The sequence below is a fragment of the Halolactibacillus sp. JCM 19043 genome (assembly GCF_001310395.1).
Classification (GTDB): domain Bacteria; phylum Bacillota; class Bacilli; order Bacillales; family Amphibacillaceae; genus Halolactibacillus; species Halolactibacillus miurensis.
Genome location: NZ_BAXD01000059.1, coordinates 1 through 8687 on the forward strand (window position 1 = coordinate 1; position 8687 = coordinate 8687).

Genomic DNA, 8687 nt, shown 5'->3' on the forward strand with positions numbered 1-8687 from the left:
AGACTTTGAACGCAATAGCTTGACAATTATTGACCGTGCTTTAGTTGATTATTATATGCACGGCATCAAAGTCAATAAGACGGTCGTTGATCTATGGAAAGCTAAGCAATTTGAGTATTTTCAATTAGTGGCTAAAACAGGAAAATTTGATGGAATGGCACAAGAAATAAAGGAAGATACGTTGCTAGAAGGTTCTTATAGTAGCAACTTTAATACACTACAAAATGTTAATCGTATCTTTGCGACAAAGGATAAATACTTAGGGACGGTTTATAAAACTAAAAATGACAAAGAAACCAAATACACAAAAGTTTCTTACACCAGTGAGAATTGTTTTGTTTGGAATGACGAGCTAAAAAGATTGGATAAACGGAAACTGGACCTCAATTGGTACATTAAACAAATTGAGTGGTGGATGTTTTGAATGGTTAATATGAGACAGATCCAAGGGAGATGAAGAAATGGAGTTAGATGTTGAAAATGCACAAGTAACGATATTGATGAATGACAGCAATAAAGTTTATGTGGTTGCTATGACAAAAGAAAAACTTGAAGCAGTGACAACAGCTATTAAATTGGCGACAGAATACGCTATACCAACAACAAAAACGCAGATGGAACTCGTTGAGTTTCTGGTTATTAATTAAAAATAGGGACAGAAAGGGGACAACGAAATGTTTATAAAGTTGACATTGTATAACGACAAACACATGTGGATAAACGTAGCGAGTATCGAATCAATTTATGATGGTGGTCTTTATTCGGAAGTGTTGTTTAGAGGTGATGATTCTTCAATTAAAGTTAGAGAATCACCAGAACAAATAATTGAGATGATTGAGGAGATGAAATAAATGGCTAAATACACAGTTACTTATGAGAACAACGTAATTGAAAAGACGTTAATATTTTTCGAAACAGAATTTTCTTATCGGATGGTGGAAGGTGTATTGGGTAAAGTTTCAGACAAAGAAGGTTTTGAATATCAAATCGGTAGATGGGGAGAGTTGACAGAAGAAGTTCAGGAGGCGTTAGAACTTTTAAGTTATGGTGACGAGGATGAAATAGAAGAAGCATTAGAAATGCTAAGTGATTATGAACAGGAAATGAAGCAGAAGTCCATCAAAGGATTATTGTAAAAAGGAGATAAAGAAATGAATACTCCGTACGAAGAACATTTAGAAGCGGAAATTTACAGCTATAAAAAATGATTTCTAAACTCGAAGACATAATTGAAGTATTGAAAGAAGAATCTATAAAATTCGAGCAAGAAAACGAGACGGATACTTCAGAAACTTTACGCGATGTAGTGATTAGATTAGAAAAAATTATGAATGAGGTGTTAGAAAAATGAAGCAACGAAAATTTATTTTACTAGGTATGGTTTTGTTGACAATGTTATTGAGTGCTTGTTCTTCGGCGGCGGATACAGTGTCATACAATATCAGTAAGGACTCAGATGAATTTAGAGTGATCAGACGTGTAGTGTTTTATAACTCGCTCACTGACACTTATATCATGGAGATGGTCGGAAATATCAGTGTAGACATTGATCGTGACAACGTCATTGAAGTCATCGCGAAAGTTGGCCCGGATAAATACCAAAAGCACTATTTGGGATTGAGTGACAACGTTACTTATACAGTCGAGCAGTTAGGGACGTCTGATGTGTCAGAGTATGACTATAAATTGATTTTTAAACCAGAGAAAATCATACCGATCGACTTTGAATATAAAAAAGGTGAGGAGCCTATGGACGGAGTTGTGACAGAATGAAATTAAGAATATATCTCGTTAAATTTAAAGAAGTTGATATGAACCTACTTAAAGAAATATACGATGGAATGTCACAAGACGAGTTTCACATCATAGTAAAAGCTTTTAATCACATAGCAGTAAGCGAAGCGTATTTAACAGATAGCTTCATGCAGGTGTATGGTGACGATGGATGGTCATTAGCCTCCTACAATAGCGAAAACGACATCAAGTGGAAACGATTCATGTACGAATTAGAGCAAGATGAAATGTTTGGTTCTTATCGAAATGATTGGAGCGCTTTTTCTGAGGATTGGGATAATCGTGATTACGAGCCTGCAGGATCATTCACGTTAGATAGACGATTATTCGACATTGTAGAGGAAGTGACAGTATGAAGGCAATCAAAGATGAAGACTTTAAAAAGGTAATGAGAAAAGCTGAAGAACATTTCGGTGTTGATCCTGCCTATTTTGGTGAAGAGGGATACTACTTTGTACAAATGCAATTAATTAAGATGGGATATAGTTTACCTAAACCTTACTCAGACGAAGATTATAACGATGCTAAAAAGATAGGGTTAGACTTAGACGACTGGAACGATTATAAACGATATTACAAGTTAGACGAATATGATGCGATTACTTAAAAAAACCAGAATAAATTCAGGAGTGATAATAATGAATAACATGAATGAGTTAACAGAACGCATTGAAGATTGGGCAATAGAAAAAAAGTTACACGTTGCTGATCCAACGAAACAAATTTTAAAGTTAGGTGAAGAATATGGCGAACTATGCCAAGGTATGGTGAAAAGTGATTATGACCTAGTGATAGACTCGATAGGTGACATGTATGTCGTACTGACAATCTTATCAAAACAATTGGGTGTTGATATTCAGCGTTGTGTTGAAGTCGCTTATTCAGAGATCAAGGACCGAAAAGGTGAAATGATTAATGGTATATTTGTAAAACAGGAGGATATAAAAGGAGATTCCTCGGTTGATGAAAAATCAAGCCAAAGAAAATATCATCCTTGGCAACCTCTTTAAAGATATTTTTAGAAGTATCATACCACAGCATCATAGATGGGAGGTGATCATCTTTGCTTAAATATATTGAACTGGACGGAAAAGTACCCAAGCATAATTTTGATACATTCAGTACCGATCATACGAATTATAAAGATGCGGCCATCTTACTAGATAGTAAAACGGTAGTAGTAGACTTTGATGATAAAGAGTCTGTAAAAATCGGAGAGGTAATCTTTAATCAGTACCCAACGCTCAAGGTTCATACAACGAGGGGGTTTCACCTTTATTATCGCAAACCGAAACACGTGTATTTGAAGAACTGGGTCAAGAAATTAACCAACGCGGGTATGGTTGTTGACTATAAACATACAACCAAGCAACCAATTGTTGTTAAGCAAAACGGTAAGATGCGAAAAATGGAAAACCGCAAGTTTCTTGGTAACTTTGATCAGTTGCCAGAGTTGCCATTCACGCTCTTTCCGAATAAGTTAAATGAGCAGCTGGTTGGCCTAAGTGACGGACAAGGAAGAAATAGTAATCTTTACACCCACTTGCTCACGACAAGGGAAATGTATACACGTTGGATGAAGAACTCGGTAACTTAGCAGGATTTATTAATCAGTACACTTTCGCCGAACCACTAAAGGATAAAGAGTTATCTAATCTACTAGAAAGTGTCCATGCTAAAGAAGTCAACGAAAACATTACTAAATTTTTAAATAAAAAGGACATGATTATGACTAGTGAAGTCTTGGTTGAAAAATTGTCCATTCATTATTTCAGAGGTAAGCTCTTTTTTAACCAAAATGGTCACTATATATCAGATGAAAACTTACTTTTACGGGCCATTGATCAGTTGATTAAACTTAAGCCGTCACAACACAAAGAATTAAAGGAATTGTTTAAAATCAAAGCGTCACTTCAAGATGATGATGATTTACCTGTCCAATTAAACAATGGGTATTGCTTATTCGAAAACGAGATCGTTGAAGTTGATCCGGGGTTTACACCATTTTATCTCGATGCGACTTATAATGATGAAGCTTATGATAAGTATGTAGACGAATTTCTCAACTGGTTCACCTGTAATCGATTAGATCTCCGAAAGTTTGTGGAGGAAGTATTTGGCCATATTTTGATGACGAAAGGTTTCCCGCACCGCGCCTTCTTCTTTTGGGGCGAGAGCGGGGACAACGGAAAATCCACACTCATTAAGATGATTCAATCATTCGCTGATGGTTTACATACGAATGTGCCATTGGATAAATTTGATGATGACACGACTGTTTATAGCTTGGTCGGTAAGCTACTTAATGTGGCTGATGATATTAACGCGAGTTACTTAGATAAGTCTAGTAATTTTAAGACAATAGTTTCTGGTGATCCCGTTATGATTAGACCGATTTATTCGCCTGCTGTTACATTAAACAATAAAGCTACGCTTGTTTTCACGTGTAATGAGATTCCGATATTTAAAGATAAGTCCGGTGGTATCAAGAAGCGTATGCGTGTTATTCCATGTGATGCGAGAGTAGTGGAAAGAGATATGGAGATTGATGCGAAGTTATCAACAGATAATGCGAAATCTTATTTATTGAAACTTGCGATTGAAGGTATGCGTCGGATTATCGAGCAGGGTGATCTAACGGAATGTAAAGCTGTGTCTGATATAACAAAAGAGTATTTTGTTCAGTCTGACAGTGTACTCAGTTTCCTTGATAACTATAGTGTTGACGGGAAAGTAACAAAGAACGCTTATATGCAGTATTCGGTCTATTGTGAAGAATCTGGTCTTAAGGCTGTTGGTAATACTGAGTTTGGTAGGCGATTGGCTAAAGAGGGATATGAAAAGCAAAGGGTAAGGCGGAATGGTAAAAGGGGTTATATTTATTCAACAATAACTGAAATGTCCCTAGACGTGTCCGAAAATCAGTAAAACATCTAGGGACAGTCTTTAATCTTAGAGCCACAAGGGTTCTGGATATTTTCATTAAAGTAAGTGTCCCTAGATCAAAAATACATCTAGGGACAGCCTAAACCCTTGATATATATAGTATTATTAATATATTTTTTCTTTTGTCCCTAGATAAAATGATAATATTTATATAAAAATAAAGATAAGTAAAAAAAGAAGAAGTTAAAAATATAAAAAGAAGGTCAGACCTATCTAGGGACATTTAGTCAAACGCTTGAAGCAGTAAGGTATACACATGAAATTGATCTAGGGACAACATCTAGGGACACCAATAGAAAGGATACTTAAATATGAATGATGAATCAGAACGAAAAGCACTTATTAAAAAAGACCAAGAGTTTTCTACTCTTCCACGTCCTAACTATGAGAAGATGACAAACGATCAAATTAGAAAAAGAACAGAGATAATGGAGCAAACCTTTAAAGTTCTTTTTTCTGAAACTGATGATGATGAGGAAGATGATAGCTATTTGTAAATAAGGTAGGTGAGCATATGTACGAATGGTTGAGAGATTACCAATTTTTAGAGCAGGACGTAAGCTACACAGAAGTTAAATTAGAATTATAAAGGTCTATAAAAAAAGGGTGGAATAGATTGAATGAATTAACGGACACCTGTAGCTAGAGCTCTAATCTAAGTTATCTACTCCTGGATTGGAACGCGGGATTCGCTTTCCTCTTTGATGCATTACATTGTAATCTTTAAATTTGCCTTGTTCAATTGCATCTGCGAATTGACCGCGGGTCATTTCTTCTCCTGTCTGAGTGTCTTTAAATCTTTGATTTAAACCTGTATCTTTTTCTTTGATAACTTTTACACGACCTTTTTTGATCATTTATTCACCTCATCAAGTTATTTTGCTACAGATGTCCATTTTTAAGTATATCAAAAATTTCGGATAGTTACGGATGAAAATACAAACCTATAACCAGGGAGGCATAAAATTGCAGGAATTAGCAACGACGAAAACAACATTTAAAAAAATCGAATCAGAGTGGTTTAATTATTACCGAACACTGCAAGAAATCAAATTGCTAGAAGAAGCGATATTATATCCGTATGACGAGAGTGATGATGATCCAACGGTCGTCGCAGGTAAAAACAGTGTAAGAAATACAACGGATCCCACAGCTGACAAAGTTATTAGATTAACTAAACACAAGCAGCTAAATTACTTACGTGAGATTACAAGCGCGATTGAAACAGTGTACAACGCATTACCTAAAGACCGGAAGCGGTTAGTGCATGAACGTTACTGGTGCAAAGATAATAATAAAGATTGGGAGTATGTCGCGAATCAGTGTTATGTAAGTAAGAGACAAGCGTTAAGATGGCGAGATGAAATGGTTCAAGCTACCGTTGAAGTTCTAGGTTGGAGGTAGCATGTCACTTCAATGTCACTTTTGGCTTTCTAAAATGTGATATTATGTTAGTGTAGAAAAATATAGATATTAATTGATTGTTAATTATGTTAAAAATTAAGACAGTCCCGTAAATCACCAAGTGTTTTATTCATGTCTGCTATAGCACCATCTCCTAAAGTAAATGAAGTTAAGGAATCAGATAGTCTGTTACCAAGATCAGTTAATGCATCTGTGCTAGGTATATCAAACATAGGTGATTCAATGGCAGAAGTAACATTCAATTGTGTTATCGCTCCGGTTTATTATCTGGAGCTTCTCTATTTTTCAATAGAGTTCAGCATATATCATCATCCGTTTAGGATGCCGAACGCTCGTGGATGAATTATTGGCTATCTATCCTCATCATCTATGCGTTGCACCTTTTGAATTACTATTTCAGATATTCATTCAACTTGGCTCAGAATTCCCTTATCATAATCAGACTTAGGGTTCCCTGAATTCATCCGGTTCGCACTCACAAATTACTTTATGAGGGGGCAACTAAGGAACTGTCTTCTTTACTATATTCGACATAAAAGTAAAAAATCCTGCTTTTTTAGCAGGAATAAATAATTTTATGTTGAATATAGTATTATAGAAAATTTCTATAGAAAAGGAGATGGTATTATGAGTTTAGAAACAGTAAAATATAATTCATGGCAGTCAAGTAGGTATAATCCTTTATTTGAAGAATATTTAGTAAATTCTAAAAAAATTCAGTTGAGTTTGACACCTAATGTACCTGGAAACGAAGAGAATAAGGATAGAAAGTATATTGACCATGAGTTTTATATGACTAACACCGGATTAGTTCTAATAATTAGATTAGTAGATTTAGATGACGAAAACAATGAGGAATATAATGTAATATATTCAGATATAGAGAGTATTGAAATGCATGATTCAGCTCATTTTAAATTCTATATTGAATGCATTAATAGAGATAAAAAAGGAAAATATGATGAGGCTTTCTCCTATAAGGAAAATGGCTTAACCTTAAGTAAGGAAGATATCAAGGCTTTAAATGAAGATTATATTGATACATACAGAGTGCTTCTTACTCTGTGATTAGTAAATTAAAAACAAACTGAGTTTAATTTTGTTTTAAATATAAGTGAATAATTATTAATTAAGGAATATTAGAAAAGACACCTCGATGAGGTGTCTTTTTGTTATGGTAATCTAAACCAATAACTGTTTAATCGTCTTTTTATGATAGCGGAGAAATATTGTGAAAGGCACTCTGCATAAACGGAGTGCCTTTTAAATTAATCGGAAAACGTGATTTCAAAAATGTTATTTTTTCTTGAAAATAATTCTTTTTCAATAATTACATTTGTTTGATCAAATTCGGATACTTTACCTTTACCTACGTCTTCATCAGATTTTCTATTAATAACTAAGACATCAAGATCTAAAGCTATTGCTTTTTTTAAGTCTTCATCAGATGAAATTTCTTTGCGTTCAATTTCATTCGATTTAATCATAATTTCCACCTCCTTTTTATACATTATTCGACAAAAATGTTATAAATCCTGCCAACTAAGCAGGAATATTTTAGCTTGTTGTCGAATAATGTGTTAAATCGTAAAGGAGAGGAGGGAGAATAGATGGATAAAGTAACAGGTAGAAACAGCATGGACGTCATAATGGAATTGGTTGAAATGCATTTAGATAGACTTCCAGCAGACCAAACGCGTGAAAATCTAGATGAATTGTATGCACACTATTTTAAACTCGTTAAAGAAACACCTAGAAAATAAAATAACATTATCTAAGACATCTCATATCGAGGTGTCTTTTTATTATGGTAATCTCAACCAATGAATGATAAACTTTTATGTATTCATACATAAGGGAGTTGGTTGTGTGCGTAAACTATTGTTTGTTTTAATGTTTTTATTCACTTTGTTTTTAGGTGGATGTGGTTTAAGTGAGTCACAACTAGATGATACTGATTCAATAAATGAAAATTTCAGTATTACTGATAATGCTTTGAAAGAAAGAGACGAATTTATAGAATCGTATAACGAAATTATAAGTAATTCAGAAAACAGTGATAACTATATCGAAATAAGTAATATCCAGGATCCTAAATTAAACGAAGAGGGTCGCTACATTCAAACTTTATTAAATGGTGATAGCAATTCAATATCAATTATTTATTCAAATGACGGAGAATTGATAGGATATTTAACCAATGAAATATCTGAAAGCGACTTGCCAATCAATGCATCCTTTGTCACCGTTTCAGCACTAGACTTAGATATAGATGCTTATGGAGAAGCATATACAAAAGCTGTGAGCACAGATGAGATTCTAAATTCTGAATCATATCAAGATAACGGGTATGAAGTATTCCTAACTTACTCAGAGTTTGATGATAAAACAATGATTGCAATGACAATTAACAAGGTAACTAAGACATCCGAATAGGGTGTCTTTTTATTATGTGCTGAAGGGTGGTGAAGTAAATGAGCAAAGAAAAATTCATAGTAATCGAATTATCCGATGAAAACGAT

At 34.3% G+C, this 8687-nt stretch carries 16 protein-coding genes and 1 pseudogene; 15 read left to right on the top strand and 2 right to left on the bottom strand.

The window, feature by feature from the left end; translation table 11 throughout:
* The 11 genes and pseudogenes from JCM19043_RS17020 to JCM19043_RS15330 all read left to right on the top strand — a co-directional run.
* Positions 1-424: pseudogene (locus JCM19043_RS17020) on the top strand (DNA polymerase B); the annotation flags it as partial.
* 37 nt (positions 425-461) lie between these two features.
* A complete protein-coding gene (locus JCM19043_RS15295) occupies positions 462-647 on the top strand; it encodes a hypothetical protein (RefSeq protein ID WP_062323872.1) in 186 nt (61 codons plus the stop codon).
* Between the two features lie 27 nt (positions 648-674).
* Positions 675-851: a hypothetical protein gene (locus JCM19043_RS16640; RefSeq protein WP_156321445.1), complete on the top strand. Its 177-nt coding sequence runs from the start codon at positions 675-677 to the stop codon at positions 849-851.
* A complete protein-coding gene (locus tag JCM19043_RS15300; RefSeq protein ID WP_062323873.1) occupies positions 852-1136 on the top strand; it encodes a hypothetical protein in 285 nt (94 codons plus the stop codon). It begins immediately after the preceding gene.
* 211 nt (positions 1137-1347) lie between these two features.
* Positions 1348-1773: a hypothetical protein gene (locus JCM19043_RS15305; RefSeq protein WP_062323875.1), complete on the top strand. Its 426-nt coding sequence runs from the start codon at positions 1348-1350 to the stop codon at positions 1771-1773.
* Positions 1770-2150 carry a hypothetical protein gene (locus JCM19043_RS15310; protein ID WP_062323877.1) on the top strand — a complete coding sequence of 127 codons (381 nt, stop codon included), beginning with the start codon at positions 1770-1772 and terminating at the stop codon, positions 2148-2150. The genes JCM19043_RS15305 and JCM19043_RS15310 overlap by 4 nt, the downstream gene beginning before the upstream one ends.
* Positions 2147-2401 (top strand): hypothetical protein, encoded by a 255-nt coding sequence (locus JCM19043_RS15315; RefSeq protein ID WP_062323879.1) that lies wholly within the window; start codon positions 2147-2149, stop codon positions 2399-2401. The genes JCM19043_RS15310 and JCM19043_RS15315 overlap by 4 nt, the downstream gene beginning before the upstream one ends.
* Positions 2402-2432: 31 nt before the next feature.
* Positions 2433-2804, top strand: coding sequence for a MazG-like family protein (locus JCM19043_RS15320; protein ID WP_231631581.1), 372 nt, complete (start codon positions 2433-2435; stop codon positions 2802-2804).
* Positions 2805-2857: 53 nt separating this feature from the next.
* Positions 2858-3391 carry a bifunctional DNA primase/polymerase gene (locus JCM19043_RS17915; RefSeq protein WP_231631582.1) on the top strand — a complete coding sequence of 178 codons (534 nt, stop codon included), beginning with the start codon at positions 2858-2860 and terminating at the stop codon, positions 3389-3391.
* Positions 3367-4722, top strand: a complete 1356-nt coding sequence (locus JCM19043_RS15325; RefSeq protein ID WP_231631583.1) for a phage/plasmid primase, P4 family — start codon at positions 3367-3369, stop codon at positions 4720-4722. The genes JCM19043_RS17915 and JCM19043_RS15325 overlap by 25 nt, the downstream gene beginning before the upstream one ends.
* A 329-nt stretch (positions 4723-5051) precedes the next feature.
* On the top strand, positions 5052-5237 hold the full coding sequence (locus tag JCM19043_RS15330) for a sporulation protein YpjB (protein ID WP_062323881.1): 186 nt from the start codon (positions 5052-5054) through the stop codon (positions 5235-5237).
* A gap of 153 nt (positions 5238-5390) precedes the next feature.
* Here the strand turns inward: JCM19043_RS15330 and JCM19043_RS15335 are convergent, their stop codons facing one another.
* Positions 5391-5597 (bottom strand): hypothetical protein, encoded by a 207-nt coding sequence (locus JCM19043_RS15335; protein WP_062323883.1) that lies wholly within the window; start codon positions 5595-5597, stop codon positions 5391-5393.
* A 109-nt stretch (positions 5598-5706) separates the two neighbouring features.
* Here JCM19043_RS15335 and JCM19043_RS15340 point away from each other — a divergent pair, with 109 nt between their 5' ends.
* Both JCM19043_RS15340 and JCM19043_RS15350 read left to right on the top strand, forming a co-directional pair.
* The gene (locus JCM19043_RS15340; protein ID WP_231631584.1) at positions 5707-6144 is read left to right on the top strand and encodes a transcriptional regulator; all 438 of its coding nucleotides are present in this window, start codon (positions 5707-5709) and stop codon (positions 6142-6144) included.
* Between the two features lie 648 nt (positions 6145-6792).
* Positions 6793-7233 (top strand): hypothetical protein, encoded by a 441-nt coding sequence (locus JCM19043_RS15350; protein ID WP_062323888.1) that lies wholly within the window; start codon positions 6793-6795, stop codon positions 7231-7233.
* A 200-nt stretch (positions 7234-7433) separates the two neighbouring features.
* On the opposite strand, the gene JCM19043_RS15355 is transcribed toward JCM19043_RS15350, so the two are convergent.
* Positions 7434-7652: a hypothetical protein gene (locus JCM19043_RS15355; RefSeq protein ID WP_062323890.1), complete on the bottom strand. Its 219-nt coding sequence runs from the start codon at positions 7650-7652 to the stop codon at positions 7434-7436.
* A 123-nt stretch (positions 7653-7775) separates the two neighbouring features.
* Here JCM19043_RS15355 and JCM19043_RS16645 point away from each other — a divergent pair, with 123 nt between their 5' ends.
* Both JCM19043_RS16645 and JCM19043_RS15360 read left to right on the top strand, forming a co-directional pair.
* Complete coding sequence (locus JCM19043_RS16645; RefSeq protein ID WP_156321446.1) at positions 7776-7928, top strand: hypothetical protein; 153 nt, start codon at positions 7776-7778, stop codon at positions 7926-7928.
* 106 nt (positions 7929-8034) lie between these two features.
* A complete protein-coding gene (locus tag JCM19043_RS15360) occupies positions 8035-8601 on the top strand; it encodes a hypothetical protein (protein WP_062323892.1) in 567 nt (188 codons plus the stop codon).
* Positions 8602-8687 lie beyond the last annotated feature (86 nt).